The sequence below is a fragment of the Nocardiopsis ansamitocini genome (assembly GCF_030268225.1).
Taxonomy (GTDB): Bacteria; Actinomycetota; Actinomycetes; order Streptosporangiales; family Streptosporangiaceae; genus Nocardiopsis_D; species Nocardiopsis_D ansamitocini.
Genome location: NZ_BSQG01000014.1, coordinates 1 through 17,336, shown reverse-complemented (window position 1 = coordinate 17,336; position 17,336 = coordinate 1). Strand labels below are relative to the sequence as shown.

Sequence of the window (17,336 nt, the reverse complement as noted above, 5' to 3'; positions counted from 1 at the left end):
TCACTCGTCCCTGCGGTCATCTCCGGCAGGCCCTGCGGGATCGGAAGCAGAACACAGGAAGGGCTCCAGCCACACGGCAACGCGTTCGGCCCGCTTCGGGGTCATGGCTCTTTCGGCATGTCCCATTCCCGGTTCGATCCACAGCTCCTTGGGATCGGCGGCCGCCTCGTGGATGCGGCGGGCATGCTCGACCGGGAAGTAGCTGTCGGCGTCGCCGTGCACCACGAGCAGTCCGGCGGGGGCGATGGCCCCGGCGAGCTCGGTGGGGTCGGGCGGTATGACCTCCCAGGTGCGCCTCACCACGCGGACCTTGCGGGCCAGTCGCAGGAACAGCCGGCCCACCGGCTGTTCGACACCGAAGGTCAGCAACCGCATCCGCGCGGTCCCCCGGTAGAACCAGCGGCTGGGACCGCTGACCGCGACCACCGCGCTCACCCCGCCGAACATCCCCGCGTGCCGCACCGCCACGGCCGCTCCCATGGAGAAGCCCACGGTGGCGATCCGGGTATAGCCGATTTCGCGCAGGTGGGCGACCACTGCTTCGAGGTCGAGGACCTCCTGGTCCCCCACCGTGCACTCACCGCTGGAATCGTAGTGACCGCGGAAGTCGAACGTCATGACGTCGCCGACCGCCAGCATCCGGTCGGCGATCATGGTGGTGTTGGGGCTGCGCCAGGTACCGGTGAACCCGTTGGCCAGGACGACCGCGGCCGTCCTGGTTCCCACTTTGCGCAACACCGAGTCGATGTGGACCCCGTCGCTCGTGGTCAGCCGCTGCCTGCGTGGTTCCGGACGTGGGAGCTGATCATGCAGTAGATCGGACACACGTTCCATCGTGCCCGTTCGGTCCCGGGAACGAACCGGCGGAACGTGTCCCCTGTCCCCAATCCCGCCCGCGCGGTTGCGGGCTCCTCATCCGCCCGGCGGACGCCTGCCGGACTTCTGACCTCGCATCCCTCTTGTCATCTTTGGGTATGCGAGTAACGGTGGTAATGGCCCACGTCACATCCGGGGCGGGGCAGCGACGTCACCCCGTGGGGAGTGGTGAGCATGGCGGACAGATCCGGTTCGGCGGCCGACGGGAGGGGCCCCAGGGCAAGCCGACCACAGAACATCCGCAACGTAGTACTGGTCGGTCCTTCCGGTTCCGGAAAGACCACCCTGGTGGAAGCGCTCCTCGTGGAGTCGGGGGTGCTCAATCGGGCCGGGCGGGTCGAGGAGGGCACGACCGTCAGCGACCACGACGAGGCGGAGGCCCGGCAGCAACGCTCGGTCAACCTCGACGTCGCGCCCGTCTGGGTGGGTGATGTCAAGGTCAACCTCCTGGACACCCCCGGCTACGTCGACTTCGTGGGCGAACTGCGCGCCGGACTGCGCGCCGCCGATGCAGCCCTGTTCGTGGTCTCGGCGACCGACGGTATCGACGGGCGCACTCGACTGCTGTGGGAGGAATGCGCCGTGTTGGGCATGCCCCGGGCGGTGGCGGTCACGAAGATCGACCACCACCGTGCGGACTTCGCCGGGGTGGTCGAGCAGTGTCGGGAGGTGTTCGGCCCCGGCGTGGTCCCGGCTTACGTACCGGTGATGACCGGGGAGGGGGACGAACGGTCGGTCGGTGGTCTCCTCGGTCTGCTCTCCCAGCGCTACCACGACTACTCCTCCGGTTCCCGGGTCGAGGGAGAACCACCGGAGGAGCTGGTGGCCCGGAACGAAGAGCTGCGCACAGAACTGATCGAGGGCGTTATCCAGGAGAGCGAGGACGAGACGCTCATGGATCGCTACATGGCCGGTGAGGACCTGGACCGGGCGATGCTGGTCGCCGACCTGGAGGCGGCGGTGGCACGGGGCGGTTTCCACCCGGTCCTGGCGCTGTCGGCACTGAGCGGGGTCGGGGTCGCAGAACTGCGCGCAGAACTGCCGCTGGCCTGCCCGTCCCCCGCAGAACGGCCACTGCCCCCGTTTACCCGGGCGGACGGTCGGCCTGCCCCTGCCCTGTCCTGCGACCCCGACGGCCGCTTGCTGGCAGAGGTGGTCAAGACGGTCACCGATCCCTATGTCGGCCGGGTGAGTCTGGTCCGGGTGTTCTCCGGCACCCTTCGCCCCGACACCGTCGTGCACGTGTGCGGGCACGGGTCGGCCGCCCGGGGGCGCCAGGACCACGAGGCGGACGAGCGGGTGGGGCCGCTGACCGTCCCCACCGGCCGGCGCACCGATCCGGTCGGCGCGGTCGTCGCGGGGGACGTGTGTGCGGTCGCCAAGCTGACGCGGGCGGAGACCGGCGACACCCTCTCGGAGAAGGACGCTCCCCTGTGCATGACGCCCTGGGCTTTTCCCGATCCGCTGCTGCCCACCGCGGTGCATGCCGTCCACGATGCCGACGAGGAGCGGCTCGTCCAGGCGCTTTCCCGGCTGACCTCCGAGGACTCGACGCTGCGCGTGGAGGTCAATCCCGAGACCCATCAGATGGTGCTGTGGTGCATGGGTGAGGCCCATCTCGACCTCACCCTGGACCGCTTCAGCAACCGTTACGGGGTCGCCGTGGAGACGGACGCGGTCCGCGTTCCCTTGAGGGAGACCTTCTCTGTCGAGTCCCGCGGACTGGGACGCAACGTCAAACAGAGCGGCGGACACGGCGAGTACGGCATCTGCCGGATCAAGGTGGAGCCGTTGCCGTCGGGAGCCGGAGTGGAGTTCGTGGACGAAATCGTCGGCGGAGTGGTTCCCCGTCAGTACGTCCCCTCGGTGGAGAAGGGTGTACGTGCGCAGATGGAGCTGGGCGTGCTGTCGGGGTATCCGATGGTGGATGTGCGGGTGACGCTCTACGACGGGAAGGCCCACTCGGTGGACTCCTCCGACATGGCGTTCCAGAAGGCAGGGCGCCTGGCGCTCAAGGACGCCGCCGAAAGCACCCGGGTGTGCGTCCTGGAACCGGTGGATCTGGTGTCGGTACTGGTGGCCGACGATTGCATGGGAGCGGTGATGAGCGACTTGTCCGCACGCCGCGGGCGAGTGGTCAGCAGCGAACCGGCACCCGGGGGACGCATCCTGATCAAGGCCGAGGTCCCGCAGTTGGAAATCGCACGGTACGCCGTGGACCTGCGCTCCCTGTCCCATGGGACGGGCGCCTTCAGCCGTGACTACCTGCGGCACGAGCCGCTGCCTACGCAGCTTGCGCACCGGTATGCCGAGGCCGCCGAGGGTGAGGGGATTGCTGCCGGACGGCGATAAGCGTCACCGAATTCGCCCCGTAAAGACACGGGTGGATCTACCATGCGCACATGTCGATCGATACCCTCCGTTTGGACCGAATCGAAGCTGCTTCCCGGATCATCAACCCTATTTTTCGAAATACTCCACAGATCTGCGACGAAACATTGTCCAGGCGGGTGGGGAGAGAAACGATTCTCAAGCTTGAGACTCTCAATCCGATCCGCTCCTTCAAAGGCCGTGGCGCTGACTTTTTGCTGCGCGACACCGAGGAAACCCGCGCCATCGTCTGTGCGTCCGCTGGGAACTTCGGTCAGGGCCTGGCCTACGTGGCCCGCGAGCGCGGACTGTCGGTCCGGGTGTTCGCCGCGAAGACCGCCAGTCCCACCAAGATCGCCCGGATGCGCGAGTTGGGAGCCCGCGTCGTGGTCGAGGGTGCGGACTTCGACAGCGCGAAAGAAGCAGCCCGCGCCTACGCCGAGGGGCGCGAGGAGTGCGTGTTCGTCGAAGACGGCCGGGAACCCCGGATCGCCGAGGGCGCAGGGACGATCGGGCTGGAACTGGCACCGCTGCGATTGGACGCGGTTCTGGTGCCGGTCGGCAACGGGGCGCTCATCTCGGGAATCGGGCGCTGGCTCAAGTCGCGCTCGCCCCAGACCCGGGTGATCGGGGTGGTCCCGGCGGGTGCACCGGTAATGGCGCACAGTTGGCGTTCAGGGGCGCCTTTGTCCACCGAGACCGTCCGCACGAGCGCGGACGGCATTGCCGTACGGGTCGCGGTGGCCGAGGCGGTGAATTGGATGGGCCAGGTGGTGGACGACATGCTGGTCGTCGACGAGAAGGCGATCCTCGACGCGCTGCGGCTGCTGCGCGACTGCCTGGGGCTGATCGTGGAGCCTTCCGCGGCGGTGGGAATCGCCGCCCTGGCCGACCGGAGCATCCCCGGAGGCCGGGTGGCGACCGTGCTGACCGGCAACAACTTCGACCCCGAATTGGTTGGGTCCCTGTAACGGCCCGGGCGCCGGGCCGTGGGGGCCGGCGCCCGAAGTCGGACGTCAGAAGACCCGGCCCGGCTGGGTTCGGTCCTTGAGCGCGGCGAACCGCCAGGTGTTGATCGGATGGGTGGACAGGAAGTTCACCAGCATCACGAAGAACCCCTGGTCGACCTCGGCCTGCGCGACGATCTCGTCGAAGTCGACCTCCCGGTACAGGTACTTTCCGGCAGCGAGCACGCGCAGGCCCTCCATCCCCTCCGGACAGAACTGGTAGGCGTGGTTGTCGGCGGTGTACTCCTGCGCACGCCCCAGGGAACTGCCGATTCCCGGGATGATGTTGGCGATGGAGATGCCCAACTGCCGCCAGAAGGAGCTGTGCCCGGCAGCGATGTGGCCGACCTCGTGGCCGATGATGAAACGCAACCCGTCGGGGTCGCGGAGCCGTCCGCCGATCTCGAACAGATCGCTGTTGAGGGCGACGTAGCGCCGGAACCCGTGGCCGGAGGCGAAAGCGTTGATCTGGCCGTTGCCCAGCACGACGTAGGCATCGGGCACTCTCGGCAGGTCGAACGCCCGGGCGGCGTCCACGACCATCCGGTGCGCTTCGGGGAACTGGCGCTCGGTGATGCGCACCCCGTTGACCCGTTGTCTGGCATAGAGCTGACCCCGCACGAAGAAGACGAGGGCGGGGATCCCGAGGATGATGAGTGGCTGCCCCGTGTCACCCTCGATCGCCCGGTTGGCCGCGCCGACCAGGGTGAGCGCAGTGACCGCCACACAGATCCAGAGCAGCAGATTCTCCTGCGGATGCCGCAGGGCCCGCCGTCTCAGGCGATCTCCCCATAGCCACACTGTCATGAGGCCGTTCTGTTGTGCGGGATGCTCCCGCGGCCGGTTCGCCAGGTCGGGTCAGGGGATCGGTCGTACCGGGATCAGATCCGGTAGTCGTCGGGATCGGTGCCGGGAAGGGGTGGCGGTGCCTGAATCGGGGATCCGGAAGGGGGCGGCGCGTAGTAGGCGGGACCCGACGGAGGGCGGAACGAATCCGAGGGTCCGGTCTGCGTGCCCTGGGTCGGTCCGCGCATGGGCGGGGGCGGATCGTCGAAGAAATCCTCCGGTCCCGCGCTCTGGGTGGACTCGCCCTCGTCCTCGTCGTCGCCGAGCAGGGCGTCCATGTCTGCGTTCTGAGTGGATTCGACCGGATTCTCATCGTCCCAGTCGTCGGCCGCGGGCGCAGCAGCCTCCGTCTCCGACCACGCCGTGGGGACGAAGGCGTGCGGGTCGTCGGAGTCGTCTTCCGTCGTGGGTGCGGCCAAGTAGGACAGCGCGCCCAGCGTCAGCGCGGCAAGGCCGGCGCGCAGTGTGGGCTCGCGGTCAGGGGCGAAGCGCGCGGAGTGGCTGCCCGGCACACCGGTGATCTTGTCGAAGGGGGTGGTGCCCGGCGCCGCCGCCCAGACCTCGTGGGGGGTGGCCCCCACGAACCAGAAGACGTAGGGGATGGGGTTGGGATCGTCGGGCAGCCCGAACCGGCCGAAGTCCTCGGTCGCGGTGAAGGGCTCCGGCATGTCCACCACGTAGGCGTCGCCGAAGTAGGCGCGGTGCGCGGCGGAAAGCGCCCGGGTGTGCCCGGGGTCGTTGCGGGTGACGCCGCCGGAGTGGGTGAGGGTGATCTCGGGGTCGCGGGGCGCGTTGGCCGCCCTGGCCTCCCCCGTGATGACGCGCTCGATGGAGGCGCGCAATTGCTCGGCGACCTTGTTGTTGAGAGCGCGGGTGTCGATCTCCAGGTAGGCCTCGTCGGGGATGACGTTGGCCTTGCTCCCTGCCCGTAGCACCCCGACGGTGATGACGGCCATCTCGCTGGGGTTGATCTCTCGCGCGACGATGGCCTGCAGCCGGGTGACGATGGTCGCGGCGATGACGACCGGATCGATGGTGGTGTGCGGCTGGGACCCGTGACCGCCCTGTCCGAAGATCCGCACCCGGTAGGTGGCCGACGAGGCCAGGATGACGCCCGCGCGGTGCACGATCATGCCGGCCGGCTGGGGGCCGACGTGCTGCCCCAGCGCGATGTCGGGTCGGCCGAAGCGCTCGTAGAGCCCGTCCTGGAGCATTCCCTCGGCCCCGTCGAGCGTCTCCTCGCCGGGCTGGGCGACGATCATGAGGGTGCCGCGCCAGTTGTCGCGGGAGCTGGCGAGCAGGTCGGCGGTACCGACCAGGCAGGCGGTATGGGCGTCGTGTCCACAGGCGTGCATGATCGGCACGTCCTGACCGTCGGCGTCCACCCCTCGTGCGGTGCTGGCGTAGGGCAGATCGGTCTGTTCCTCGATGGGCAGGGCGTCCATGTCCCCGCGCAACAGCACCGTGGGGCCGTCGCCGTTGCGCAGCACCCCCACCACGCCGGTTCCGCCGATGTTGGTCTCGACCTCGAAACCGGCTCGGGACAGCCACTCGGCGACCGCGCGGGCGGTGCGGTTCTCCTGGTGCGACAGTTCAGGGTTGCGGTGCAGGTCCACGTAGAACCCCTCGACGAGGGGGAAGATCTCGTCGACGAGCCGCATGACCTCGCCGCCGTGTTCGGCGACACGCTGGGGATCGACCGCCTGGGGCACTGCCGCCACCGCCTTCATGACATCGTTTTCCGACAGGGACCGCGACGGCGGCCATGAATACAGCCCGAGGACCAGCCACCCCGGCGATTGTCTCGCCTGCGGGCACAGATCTCAATCACGGCGACCGGCAAGTGAGCCTACTCCTGCGGTCTCCCGTGACTCACAACCGCACATGACACGGGCAAAACTCACTTTCTACCATCGGACAACGTTTGAGACGTGTCCGAGGGGTACCCTCTAGATCCTAATCCCAGCAGATTCCCAGGTTCACCTTGGCCAAATCACAGCACGTTCCTCTAAGTGACCGTGCGACAACAGCCCCGGAGATCTCGTGGCCCCGACTCCCATCGCCGCCAAGCCCGACCCCGTTTCCGCCGCACCACCGCCCAGCGGTCAAGGACGCGACTCGCTTCTGGACAACGCGAAGTTCCTCCTGATCGTTCTCGTGGTGATCGGACACTCGATCGGCCCATTGCGGGGCTCTCTCGGCGCGGACACGCTCTACCTGTGGATCTACGTCTTCCACATGCCGGCCTTCATCCTGATCAGCGGCTACCTGTCGAGGTCCTTCGACGCCTCTCCCCGGCGGGTGGAGAAGCTGGTCCTGGCGCTGGCCGTGCCCTATCTGATCTTCTGGGTCATCCACGTGGGACTGGCCGAGTTGATGGACCGCGGTTCCCCCGACTCCCCCTTGACCCCCACCTGGACCCTGTGGTTCCTGGTGGCCCTGTTCATCTGGCGACTGAGCGTTCCGGTGTGGAACCAGTTGCGCTGGCCGGTCGCGGTGGCCGTGGCGATCTCGCTGGCAACGGCCTTCGTGAACGTCGGCTCGGCGCTGGGAATCGGCAGGGTCCTGTCCATGCTGCCGTTCTTCGTGATCGGCCTCGTGTTGCGTCGGGAACACTTCGACCTGCTCAAGCCGATCTGGGTGCGGATCGTGGGGTGGCTGGTCCTCGTGGCGGCAGCGGCGGTGGCGGTCCCGGTCTCCCAGCGGCTGTCGGTGGAATCGCTGTACTGGCGCGAGAGCCTGCTCGACCGCGACATCGACCCTCTCGGCCCGGCACTGGTGCTACGCGTCGCCCTCATGATCGCTGCGCTGGTGATGACCGCGGCGTTCCTGGCGGCGGTGCCCCGTCGGCGCACGGTCTTCACCCGGCTGGGTGCCTACACGCTCTTCGTCTACCTGGGCCACGGCCTCGTCCTCCAGGTGATCAAGCACTTCGGCTGGTACTCCCTGGCCGACGGGCTCGCCGCGCTGGCCCTGAACATCGTGATGGCGGTGGCCCTGACACTGCTGCTGTGCTGGGGCCCGCTGCGGGCCGTCCTGCGCCCCGTCGTGGAACCCCGGGCGGACTGGCTCATCAAACCCGACGACCCCCCTGTGACGGCGGCGTCGGACGGGCGCAGGACCGACGAGCGCGCGACCGCTCCTGCCGGCGGTTGAGCACAGCGCCGCCGAGGTCGTTCCTCCGACCTCGGCGGCGCAGCCCTCAGTAGGTGCGAATCTTCTTCTCGAACCGGCGGGTCTCCGCCCACAACCGGGCGACCAGTGCCGCTTCGAACACCAGCAGTGCCGCACAGGAGAGCACCACGACCGCGACGATGAGGCTGTCCAGCGGCGTGAACAGGGAGACGACCGCTGTGAGCGGTGCAACGACGCAGACGAACATCTCGAACTCGATGCCGCTGAACAGGTGCATACGGACCCGGTGGCGTCGCAGCGCGGCGCTCATGCGCGCGAGCCTGCCCTTGGACTGTGCCGGCTGGGCCGCGCTGTCGCCCTCGTCGCCCTCGTCGCCCGCCATCGGCGCGGCCTCGATGGCCTCGGGGTCGGTGTCCTGCACCGTGACGGTACCGGTCGCCTCGGCCTCGGCGAGGCGGGTGCGCATGGTTGCCCGGGTCTTGCCCATCTGGGGGCCGTTGAGGTAGCGCAACAGGTCGACGAAGGTCGCGACCGGGGCCAGCAGCAGGTAGACGATCTCACCGGTGTGCAGCCACTGGCCGATCATGAGCGCGAGCATGCACCCGAAGAACCGGATCCGGTCGAAGACGAAGTCCACCCACGCACCGAACACCGTGCCGGTGCCCTTCAGACGGGCGATCTTGCCGTCCATGCAGTCCAGTACGAAACTGAGGTGGAAGAGCAGGGCCCCGGCCACCAGCCACGGCCAGGTGGCCATGGCGAAGCAGATCGCCGAGCCCAGGCCGAACAGTCCTGCTCCGACCGTGAGCTGGTTGGGGGTGAGGGACGTGCGGTTGGCCGTCGCAACCACCAGCCGACCGGCCAAGGGGTCGACCAGGAAGACCGTCCACCAGGCATCGCGTTGCTTGTAGGTCCGCTCCCGGACGTCATCGAGCGTGAAGCGCGTCATCAATCTCTCCTGCGAGGGCCCCGGCGCGGAAACCGCCGCACGTGCGACGCGCGCGGGGGAAGGCGTGGGTGGGCTCCGGACGCGACCGGGCCGGTGCCACACGTCACGGTCTGCGCGGACATAATCAAGAAGTAATGGAGGGGCGTACTCGGGGTGTGTCCAGGCCGGCGCCCGCAGTCCCCGCCCCCGGCCGCGACGACCGAGGAGCAGCGTGCGCTTTCTGAACAACCAGGTTCCGACTCAGGATCTGACCTACAGCGACGTGTTCATGGTTCCCAGGCGCTCCGCCGTGGAGTCCAGGATGCATGTCGATGTGGCATCACATGACGGTACCGGCACGACCATCCCGATCGTCGTGGCGAACATGACCGCGGTTGCCGGACGTCGGATGGCCGAGACCGTAGCACGACGCGGCGGGATCACCGTTATTCCCCAAGACATCCCCATCGATGTGGTCACCGACGTCATCGCCTGGACCAAGCAGCGAAGCCTGGTGCACGACACCCCGATCACGCTCGGCCCGGAGGGTACGGTCGGCGACGCGCTGAACCTGCTGCCCAAGCGGGCCCACAACGCTGTCATCGTCATCGACGACAAGCGTCGCCCCCTCGGCGTGGTGACCGAGGCCGACTGCACCGGGGTGGACCGCTTCACCCAACTGCGCGAGGTCATGTCCAGCGACCTCTTGACCGTGGCCGCGGGCACCGACCCCAAGGAGGCGTTCAACACTCTCCACGACTTCCGGCACCGACTCGCCCCGGTGGTGGACCCCGAAGGGGCCCTGGTCGGGGTGCTGACCCGGACCGGAGCACTGCGCGCGACCATGTACCAGCCGGCCGTGGACGCCGCCGGCCGGCTGCGGGTGGCCGCGGCGGTCGGCGTGAACGGCGACGTCGCGGGCAAGGCGGCCGAGCTGCTGGCGGCCGGCGCCGACGCGCTGGTGATCGACACCGCCCACGGGCACCAGGAGAAGATGCTCTCCGCACTGCGCACGGTGCGCGCCCTGGAGCCGGGCGTGCCGATCGTGGCGGGCAACATCGTGACCGCGCAGGGAACCCGGGACCTGATCGAGGCCGGGGCCGACATCGTCAAGGTCGGCGTGGGTCCCGGGGCCATGTGCACCACACGGATGATGACCGCCGTGGGCCGACCGCAGTTCTCTGCGGTGCTGGAGTGCGCCGAGGCCGCTCGTGAGCTGGGCCGATCGGTGTGGGCCGACGGCGGCGTGCGTCACCCTCGCGACGTGGCCCTGGCGCTGGCCGCCGGCGCCAGCAACGTGATGATCGGTTCCTGGTTCGCGGGGACCTACGAGTCTCCGGGCGACGCCCTGCGCGATGCCCAGGGGCGGCTGTACAAGGAGAGCTTCGGCATGGCCTCGGCCCGCGCGGTTCGGCTGCGCACGGCCGAGGACTCCCCCTTCGACCGTGCCCGCAAGGCGCTGTTCGAGGAGGGCATCTCCACCGGTCGGATGTATCTGGACGCCGAGCGCCCAAGCGTGGAGGACCTGATCGACGAGATCGTGGCGGGGGTGCGCAGCTCGATGACCTATGCGGGCGCGACGACCCTGGAGGAGTTCCGCGAGCGGGCGACGGTCGGGGTGCAGAGTGCGGCGGGATACAGCGAGGGACAGCCGGTTCCGACGAGCTGGTAGTCGTTCGCTTCCACCCGGGCAGGGACCCCGCTGCGGCGGCGCCCCTGCCCGGGTGGGTTGCCGGGCAGCCCCGCCCCGGGGTGAGCTGTGTCCCAGTCCGCCTCGGGCCAATACCCACGGGCAGCGTGCGCGCGTTATCCGCCGCGGCCGGGCACTTGCGGCGGTCCTGCGTGCGGAGCTGGAGTCCGTCGGCGCCCATGAGGCACTGGCCCGGCTCCTGATGGCCGAGACGTGGCGGACCGGCCAGGCATGGTACGAGACCCGTCCTCCAGACCCGCGCCAAGGCCATCCGGGTGATCCCGGAGCTGCTAGAGGACCTGGTCGACGAGGGCGAACTGCCCGGTGACCTCGACGTCGCGGTCACCGGTTCGGCATTGTTCACAGTGGTGTCGACCGTCGCGCCGGACTGGCGGACCCTCACCCCCCGACCGTCCCGTGGAGGAGGTGCATTCCGCTCTGATCCGTCTCGTGGAAAAACGGTTTGGGAACGCGGGTCCCCACCTCCGACGCACCTGTCTGAGCACTGTTCCTGCTGGAGAGCGCAGGGTTCCCCATATCCGATATATACCGCCAGATATCTTCTTTCTCCGCGATTGCACTATTTCGCGTCCGTAATGCAACCCAGAACCTCTAGCCTGCCTCTAAAGGGAGCAGAAGCAGCCGAGGGACGGGACCCGATGTCATACCAAGCAGCACCAGCACCACTGCACCGGCGGTTGGTTCCCTACGTCATCGTGGCGGTCGTCGCGATCGTGGTCATCGCGGCGGTTCGGTGGGTGTCCACCGGAGGGGAACTCCCCTCCCTGCTGGGCTGCTCGGGCGACAAGATCGAACTGACCGTGGCGGCCTCCCCCGAGAAGGCCGGGCTGATGAAGCAGTTCGCCGAGGACTACAGCGGCACGAAGGTCGAGGGCGGCTGCGCCGAGGTCTCCATCATCGACCAGTCCTCCGGCGTCACCCTGGAAGCACTGCAGAACGGCACCTGGGACGAAGCCGAGTACGGCACGCAGCCCGACGTGTGGTCCCCCGCCAGTTCAGGGTGGGTGCAGATCGCCCGGGACCGCGCCACCGCCGGTGACATGGCGGGCCTGCTCCCCCAGGACGCCCCCTCCATCGCCAATTCGCCGCTGGTGATCGCCATGCCGCGGCCCATGGCCGAGGCTCTGGGCTGGCCCGAGGAGAAGCTCGGCTGGTCGGACCTTCTGGAGCTGTCGGAGAACGACGAGGGCTGGGCTTCCTACGGACATCCGGAGTGGGGGGAGTTCCGCATGGGCAAGACCAACCCGAACTACTCCACCTCCGGTCTGAACGCCACGATCGGCTCCTACTTCGCGGCCACCGGCCTGACCTCGGACCTGACCTCCGCCGACATCGAGAACAGCGAGACCCGGGCCTTCGTCAGCGGTGTGGAACGCTCGATCGTGCACTACGGCGACATCACCCTGACATTCCTGTCGAACCTGCAGCGCGCCGACGCCGAGGGGCGCGGACTCTCCTACATCTCCGCCGTCGCGGTGGAGGAGATGTCGGTCGTGCACTACAACCAGGGCAACCCCACCGGAAACCCCGAGACCGCAGGTGAGGGAAGCGCGCCGAACGTCCCGCTGGCCGCGGTCTACCCCGACGAGGGCACCCTGATGTCGGACCACCCCTACGTGGTCCTGGACTGGATCGACGACGCCAAGCGCCCGGCCGCCGAGGGATTCCTGGAGTACCTGCTGGCGGAGAAGGCCCAGCAGGAGTTCAAGGACAACTTCTTCCGCGACGCCGAGGGCGGGACCGGCGAGGAGCTGACCCAGGACAACGGCGTACTGGCTCAGGAACCCACGCAACTGCTCACTCCCCCGTCGTCGGGTGTGCTCGGCGAGATGCTGGAGAACTGGGCCGACCTGCGTAAGCCCGCCAACGTCCTGTTGGTGATCGACACCTCCGGGTCGATGCAGGAGGCAGTCGGCGGCACCGGCAAGAACAAGCTGTCCCTGGCCCAGGAAGCGGCCACCGCCTCTCTCGACCAGTTCTCCGACACCGACCACCTGGGACTGTGGATGTTCAGCACCAATCTGGAGGACGGCGGCCAGGACTGGCGCGAACTGGTCCCGATGGGGCCGCTCGACGCCCAGGTCAACGGTTCTCCTCGACGGGAGGAACTGACCGAGCAGATCTCGGGTCTGCCCCCGGGCGGCGGTACCGGCCTGTACGACACCGCGCTGGCCTCCTACGAGATGGTCACGGAGAACTTCCGCGACGACGCCATCAACGCCGTGGTGTTCCTGACCGACGGCCGCAACGAGGACCCCAACAGCATCAGCATGGACGACCTCATCGGTCAGATCAGCGTGGAGACAGGTGAGCAGGGGGTCCGGATCTTCACCATCGGCTACGGTGAGGGCGCCGACCTGGAGACGATGGAGGCGATCGCCAAGGCGACCAACGCCGCCGCCTACGACTCCTCCGATCCGGAGAGCATCGACAAGATCTTCGAAGCCGTGATCTCCAACTTCTAGCCCCGCCCGATTCGACGAGGACGACAACGGCATGCAGTCGCAGAAGTTCACCCACCCGTGGCGGCTCCTTTCCGGGGCCATCGCGGGTGGCCTCGCCTGGGCAATCGGACTACCGGTATACGCGGCGGTCGTGATCGGCGTCATCGTCTGGTTGACCGCGGTCGTCGTGTTCGGTTACCTGTTCAGCCAGCCCGGGGACATTGCTGCGGGGCAGTCCCCGCACGGACTCGCGCAGGCGGCGCCGGCCCACCCCGACGCCGCCTGCGCAACGCGTGCGCACGAGGCCGCGGTCGCGTTCGAGGAACTCGCGGCCCCCTTGTTCACGGGGCCGTTGTCGGAGACCGCACACCGCATGGTCTGGCGCGTCAACGAGATCGCCGACTCGATCGAGCACCTGGTGGAACGTTCCGCGGAGATCGCACATCGGGTCTCCTCGCTGGTCGCCCACCCCGGAGGGTACGAGCAGTCCCAGTACCTCCAAGGACGTCACGGCGAGGTCCGCCACCGGATGTACGCGGCGACCGACGATCTCGAAGCGGCGACCGGGCGCTTCCGGGCGCTCCTGAGCACCCGCCCCGACCCCGGAGCCGTGGAGCACCTCGCCGGCGAGTTGGAGAGCATCGGTTACGGGGTGGACATCGGCGAACAGATCGCCGACGGCGTTCTGGGCACAGGTGAGACCCCACCGGGCCAACCCACGCACTGACCGTCCGGTGGCCGGTCCCGTCGGGAGCGGCCACCGAAACCGTACTGTCGTCGACCACTCAACGGTGTTGCCATGGATTTGCTCTACCCGCTGCTGCCCATCGGGATCGGCCTGGCCGCAATGGCCTGGCTACTGCGCGACATCGTCGGCGCCCGGCTGCTGCGCTCGCGCGGCGAGCACACCGAGGCCCGGGTGGTGGGTTATCAGGAGACCAGCGGCACTTCGCGAATGATCGTGCGCTTTCACACCGAGTCGGGCGAAGAGGTCCTGACCACGCACGACAACACCTCGTGGGCGGCGGCCCGCTACGGTGACCTCGTCACCGTCTGCTACAACCCCGATCATCCCGAAAAGGCCAGGGTGGTGGCCGCGCCCTGGCTGAGTGCGTGGCCACGCGGCATGTTCATGGGCCTGGCGAGCGGCCTGGTGATCATCGGCGCGGCGCTGGGCTTCTTCGCCTGGACATGACGACGAATCCCTTGCGCGGCGTGTTCACGAAGAGGCGACCCGCGATCGCTCGACGGGACCGGGGCCGCTCTCGGAAGGCCGGACATAGCGCACCGATGCATCCGGCAGGCCACCGCGCACCACGACGCGGGTTGCGACCCGGGTTCCGGCGAGCAGGTCGGCGAGCCCGGCCTGGTCGCCCCGGACCAGAGCGCAGGAGCCCTGAATGGCGGCGACCACCAGTGCCCACCACGGGAGGCCCAGCACGAACAGGGTGACCACCGGGCCGTAGAGCAGTACCGCGCGCAGAAACGTTCGCCACCGCCCGGCCGGAGCGGGCGGGCCCGGCCCGACCAGGGCCAGGCGCACCGCTGCCCGGCCCGGCGGGCAACGGTCCGCACGCAACTGGGGGAGCACCAGGCCGCCCAGGACGGCGAGGGTGACGAGGACGGCAGTCGAAACGGGACCGTCCGCGGCGACCGGACCGATCGCGGTCAGAACGGCGACGAGGGTGAGCGATCCGAACAACCAGAGGCCGACGTCGAGGGCGTGTCCCAGTGCCCGACGCGCCAACCCCGGTGGCAGGAAATCGGGGATCGCGGCCGGCCAGCCACGCGGCAGCAATCGCACCGCCGGCAGTCCCAGCGCCCACCCCAGCAGCGCTCCGACCGTTCCCAGCAGAACGTCGTCGACGGCGGCCACCCGGTAGGGGCAGGGGTAGAGGCCGACGACCGCACTGAACTGGACCAGTTCCACAACTGTGGCGATTCCTGTCCCCAGGCCGGCGGCAGCCGGCGCACCGCGTCGGAAACGGTAACGGGCGAGCAGGCCCACCGACGCGAACAGGCCGATCCCGGCGACGACGCGCACGGGGTCCGAGAACGACAGGGTGGCGCCGGGCATCAGCTCGACGGCAGCGCCGCCGTCGAGGGCACACAGACCGTCGATGCTCGTGGGAAGCGGCCAGACCGCATAGGCCACCAAACCGGCTCCCACCGCGAGCACGGCCATGGTGACCTGTCCCGGCCATCCTCTGAGCCGACCGTAACGATCATGTTGACGCGCCAGAAAAAGCGCGGATCCCACCAGCGTCACGAACACGACACCGGGCACCGCGATCCCCGCAACCTCCGGCGACCCGCCGAAAAACCCTCCCATAAGTCCAAAAGGCTAACGGGAAAACCGTCCCAGCGCAGGAGATTGGCGGCATAGGCCCTGACTGGCGCACCCTCTCCTTCTTTATTCTCCAATCATCGGACGGGTGGTAACCATTCGGTAGTTCTTCGCAATCACGATTCACCGGAACAACGCAGATTCGGTCAAGCAGACCATCGACAAAAATCCAGTTGGCATGGTGTACAGACCGGACCCACTACCCAGATACCCCCATCAAGTGGTGAATGCGTCTCTTCCGGGCAAGGTACGATCCGATGGCCGGATTCCTGGGCCCGCCCCCTGATGGATCAGTAGGGCTTTCGACCGGCACGCGCCCCGGCACACTCACCCCCCGTGCCGCGGCGCGAACACGGATCCGCGCCACCCCTATGGGATCCACCGATGCCGCAATCCCCCCACGGCGTCGATCACTTCTTCGCCGCGTCCCGACGTGCGCAGAGGTCAACGGACAATAGGAGAGCAGTGCAGGAAACCAAGAAGAGGCGGCACACCTCGATCAGGTCCCGCCTCCGCAGAATCGTCCTCGCGCCCACGGCAGCCCTCGTCGTCCTGTGGCTGATCGTCAGCGGCTACCTCGCCTACAACGCCTTCGTGCAGTACGTGGTCGCCAACAGCAGCGAGGAGCGGATGCTTCCCTCGGCCATCGCACTCGTGGCGGTGATGGACGAGCGCTCCGAGACCATCGCCTACCTGGAACGCCCTGACGAGCACCGGGAAACCCTCCGGGAGATCCGCGAAGAGGCCGACGGACTCATGAGCGAGGTCCTGGGCTCGCTGCGCGAGGTGATGCCGCTGGCCTCCGAGCCCGTGCAGGCGCGGATCACCGACCTCCAGGAACGCTTCGACACCATCCCCGAGGTCCGCGCCCGGGTGGACGCGGGCCAGGCGTCGCGGCGCGAGGTCCAGGAGTACTACAACGGTCTGACCATGGCCGGCGCCGACCTCTTCGACACCCAGGCCCGTCGGATCCCCTCGTCCGCCTCGATCGGTCCGGGGCTGAGCGCGACCTACGGTTTCCGGGCGCTGGACCTGTTCGCCCAGGCCGACACGCAGTTGTCCCGGGCCTTTGCCACCGATGAGCTGAGCGTCGCCGACCAGCAGGAGTTCATCCGGCTCGTGGGGTCCTACCGCGAACAGATGACCACGGTCCACAAGCACCTCACGCCCGAACCGCAGAGGATGATGACCGAGCTGTGGGAACAGCCCGAGTACATCGAACTGTCGAAACTGATGGACACGATCGTCCAGCGCGAGGTCGCGGCCGAGTACAACGTCTTCACCGGGGAGATCGAACGGGACCTGTCCATGCCGGTGGACGAACAGGAGTGGCGCGAACTCTACGCGCCGATCAAGGCGACCTACACCGAGATCGGTTCGGTCCAGGCCAAGCAGTCCAACATCATCCAGCACGAGGTCGCCGACGAGGCGATTCTCACCGCAGTGCTGGGCAGTCTGGGCGTGGCCCTGGTGTCGGTGCTGGTCCCGGTGTTCGCGATGCGCTCCTCACGCGAGGTCGTCGACCGGCTCAACCGGTTGCGCGACGGCACGCAGGAGTTGGCCGACCGGCGCCTGCCCGCCCTCATCGACCGCCTCGGCCGCAACGAACCCGTCGACCTCCACACCGAAGTCCCCGACCTCGACGTCGCCAACGACGAAATCGGCGAAGTCG

General features: G+C 68.3%; 13 protein-coding genes. 8 read left to right on the top strand and 5 right to left on the bottom strand.

Annotation, left to right across the window (positions count from 1 at the left end):
• Nucleotides 1-825, bottom strand: a complete 825-nt coding sequence (locus QSJ59_RS23300; RefSeq protein ID WP_285761903.1) for an alpha/beta hydrolase — start codon at nt 823-825, stop codon at nt 1-3.
• Nucleotides 826-1,050: 225 nt separating this feature from the next.
• Between QSJ59_RS23300 and QSJ59_RS23295 the strand changes: the two genes are divergently transcribed.
• Nucleotides 1,051-3,228 carry an elongation factor G-like protein EF-G2 gene (locus tag QSJ59_RS23295; protein WP_285761902.1) on the top strand — a complete coding sequence of 726 codons (2,178 nt, stop codon included), beginning with the start codon at nt 1,051-1,053 and terminating at the stop codon, nt 3,226-3,228.
• 50 nt (nt 3,229-3,278) lie between these two features.
• Nucleotides 3,279-4,217: a threonine ammonia-lyase gene (locus QSJ59_RS23290; protein ID WP_285761901.1), complete on the top strand. Its 939-nt coding sequence runs from the start codon at nt 3,279-3,281 to the stop codon at nt 4,215-4,217.
• Nucleotides 4,218-4,262: 45 nt separating this feature from the next.
• On the opposite strand, the gene QSJ59_RS23285 is transcribed toward QSJ59_RS23290, so the two are convergent.
• A complete protein-coding gene (locus tag QSJ59_RS23285) occupies nt 4,263-5,060 on the bottom strand; it encodes a M48 family metallopeptidase (protein WP_285761900.1) in 798 nt (265 codons plus the stop codon).
• Between the two features lie 74 nt (nt 5,061-5,134).
• Nucleotides 5,135-6,829: an amidohydrolase gene (locus QSJ59_RS23280; protein WP_285761899.1), complete on the bottom strand. Its 1,695-nt coding sequence runs from the start codon at nt 6,827-6,829 to the stop codon at nt 5,135-5,137.
• A 313-nt stretch (nt 6,830-7,142) separates the two neighbouring features.
• Here QSJ59_RS23280 and QSJ59_RS23275 point away from each other — a divergent pair, with 313 nt between their 5' ends.
• Nucleotides 7,143-8,255 carry an acyltransferase family protein gene (locus QSJ59_RS23275; protein WP_285761898.1) on the top strand — a complete coding sequence of 371 codons (1,113 nt, stop codon included), beginning with the start codon at nt 7,143-7,145 and terminating at the stop codon, nt 8,253-8,255.
• A gap of 46 nt (nt 8,256-8,301) precedes the next feature.
• On the opposite strand, the gene QSJ59_RS23270 is transcribed toward QSJ59_RS23275, so the two are convergent.
• On the bottom strand, nt 8,302-9,183 hold the full coding sequence (locus QSJ59_RS23270) for a CDP-alcohol phosphatidyltransferase family protein (protein ID WP_285761897.1): 882 nt from the start codon (nt 9,181-9,183) through the stop codon (nt 8,302-8,304).
• 211 nt (nt 9,184-9,394) lie between these two features.
• Between QSJ59_RS23270 and QSJ59_RS23265 the strand changes: the two genes are divergently transcribed.
• The 4 genes from QSJ59_RS23265 to QSJ59_RS23250 all read left to right on the top strand — a co-directional run bounded on the left by QSJ59_RS23265 (nt 9,395) and on the right by QSJ59_RS23250 (nt 14,512).
• The gene (locus QSJ59_RS23265; RefSeq protein WP_285761896.1) at nt 9,395-10,834 is read left to right on the top strand and encodes a GuaB1 family IMP dehydrogenase-related protein; all 1,440 of its coding nucleotides are present in this window, start codon (nt 9,395-9,397) and stop codon (nt 10,832-10,834) included.
• Nucleotides 10,835-11,511: 677 nt separating this feature from the next.
• The gene (locus tag QSJ59_RS23260; RefSeq protein ID WP_285761894.1) at nt 11,512-13,338 is read left to right on the top strand and encodes a substrate-binding and VWA domain-containing protein; all 1,827 of its coding nucleotides are present in this window, start codon (nt 11,512-11,514) and stop codon (nt 13,336-13,338) included.
• A 31-nt stretch (nt 13,339-13,369) separates the two neighbouring features.
• Entirely contained in the window at nt 13,370-14,044 is a 675-nt protein-coding gene (locus tag QSJ59_RS23255; RefSeq protein WP_285761893.1) for a hypothetical protein, read from the top strand.
• A gap of 72 nt (nt 14,045-14,116) precedes the next feature.
• Nucleotides 14,117-14,512: a DUF3592 domain-containing protein gene (locus tag QSJ59_RS23250; protein ID WP_285761892.1), complete on the top strand. Its 396-nt coding sequence runs from the start codon at nt 14,117-14,119 to the stop codon at nt 14,510-14,512.
• Between the two features lie 24 nt (nt 14,513-14,536).
• Here QSJ59_RS23250 and QSJ59_RS23245 read toward each other — a convergent pair whose 3' ends face one another.
• The gene (locus QSJ59_RS23245) at nt 14,537-15,502 is read right to left on the bottom strand and encodes a VanZ family protein (protein WP_285761891.1); all 966 of its coding nucleotides are present in this window, start codon (nt 15,500-15,502) and stop codon (nt 14,537-14,539) included.
• 627 nt (nt 15,503-16,129) lie between these two features.
• Here QSJ59_RS23245 and QSJ59_RS23240 point away from each other — a divergent pair.
• Nucleotides 16,130-17,336, top strand: a 1,207-nt coding sequence (locus QSJ59_RS23240) for a nitrate- and nitrite sensing domain-containing protein (RefSeq protein WP_285761889.1), incomplete at its 3' end; no start/stop codon positions are given.

Excerpts from the sequence above, each read along its gene's own strand:
- QSJ59_RS23295 (WP_285761902.1), top strand. The coding sequence starts at position 1,051 with ATGGCGGACAGATCCGGTTCGGCGGCCGACGGGAGGGGCCCCAGGGCA.
- QSJ59_RS23290 (WP_285761901.1), top strand. The coding sequence starts at position 3,279 with ATGTCGATCGATACCCTCCGTTTGGACCGAATCGAAGCTGCTTCCCGG.
- QSJ59_RS23285 (WP_285761900.1), bottom strand. The coding sequence starts at position 5,060 with ATGACAGTGTGGCTATGGGGAGATCGCCTGAGACGGCGGGCCCTGCGG.
- QSJ59_RS23280 (WP_285761899.1), bottom strand. The coding sequence starts at position 6,829 with ATGAAGGCGGTGGCGGCAGTGCCCCAGGCGGTCGATCCCCAGCGTGTC.
- QSJ59_RS23270 (WP_285761897.1), bottom strand. The coding sequence starts at position 9,183 with ATGACGCGCTTCACGCTCGATGACGTCCGGGAGCGGACCTACAAGCAA.
- QSJ59_RS23260 (WP_285761894.1), top strand. The coding sequence starts at position 11,512 with ATGTCATACCAAGCAGCACCAGCACCACTGCACCGGCGGTTGGTTCCC.
- QSJ59_RS23255 (WP_285761893.1), top strand. The coding sequence starts at position 13,370 with ATGCAGTCGCAGAAGTTCACCCACCCGTGGCGGCTCCTTTCCGGGGCC.
- QSJ59_RS23250 (WP_285761892.1), top strand. The coding sequence starts at position 14,117 with ATGGATTTGCTCTACCCGCTGCTGCCCATCGGGATCGGCCTGGCCGCA.
- QSJ59_RS23245 (WP_285761891.1), bottom strand. The coding sequence starts at position 15,502 with ATGGCCGTGCTCGCGGTGGGAGCCGGTTTGGTGGCCTATGCGGTCTGG.